We start from the raw sequence: 819 nt of genomic DNA on the forward strand, positions 1-819 counted from the left end.
TTCATCACCCAGTTGGGACGCAACTTCCAGGTGATCTACGAGCAGGCCAACGCCCACGGCCAAAAGGTCCAAGCGGCCGGCAGCAACATGGCCAGCACGGACAGTGCCGTCGGGTCCAGCTGGGCCTAGTACCGTCGCCAAAGCCCCTGAGTCCTAACGGATTTGGGGGCTTTCGGCGCTTAGGATTGAGTCAATCATCGCCACCGGCCACGTTGCGGTCTCGGATGCGCTATCACCGGTGATATCACGTTGTAAACGCATTGGCCGGCCGCTCTAGAGACTGAGGTGGCTGATGTGACTGTTGTACTTACCGTCGTAGCACGCACCGATCAGCAGCGAAATTCCGTGCCGTGAAACCGGTTGTAAATCATAAATATTTGCCGCTTGCCCGAACCACCCGCCGTCGTCGGACCCCGCCCGTGGCACGCTGACATTTGAGTACTCTATGAACTCTGTGACAACCGCATATGGGCTTGGAAGAATGAAAGCGATGACCGCAATAACGGGTTACGCGAGCAACCAGCGGCCACGCCAGGCCATCCTCGGGCAGTTGCCACGCATCTATCGAGCCGACGGGTCACCGATCCGTGTCTTGCTGGTGGATGACGAGCCGGCCCTGACAAACCTGGTCAAGATGGCATTGCACTACGAAGGCTGGGATGTCGAGATCGCCCACAACGGGCGCGACGCCATAGCCAAGTTCGACAAGGTCGCCCCCGACGTGCTGGTGCTCGACATCATGCTGCCCGACGTGGATGGCCTGCACATTCTGCGGCGGGTGCGCGAATCCGACGCATACACCCCCACCCTGTTCCTGAC

Annotated in this window: 1 protein-coding gene and 1 pseudogene; both read left to right on the forward strand. The window is 59.7% G+C overall.

All coding sequences use genetic code 11. The annotated features are described in order from the left end of the window. A pseudogene (locus A5791_RS16160) lies at positions 1-129 on the forward strand (type VII secretion protein EsxI); the annotation flags it as partial. Between the two features lie 361 nt (positions 130-490). Then, positions 491-819 (forward strand): response regulator (locus tag A5791_RS16165; protein WP_156661370.1); only part of this gene is annotated, 329 nt, incomplete at its 3' end.

Source organism: Mycobacterium sp. 852002-51163_SCH5372311 (assembly GCF_001667115.1).
Lineage (GTDB): Bacteria > Actinomycetota > Actinomycetes > Mycobacteriales > Mycobacteriaceae > Mycobacterium.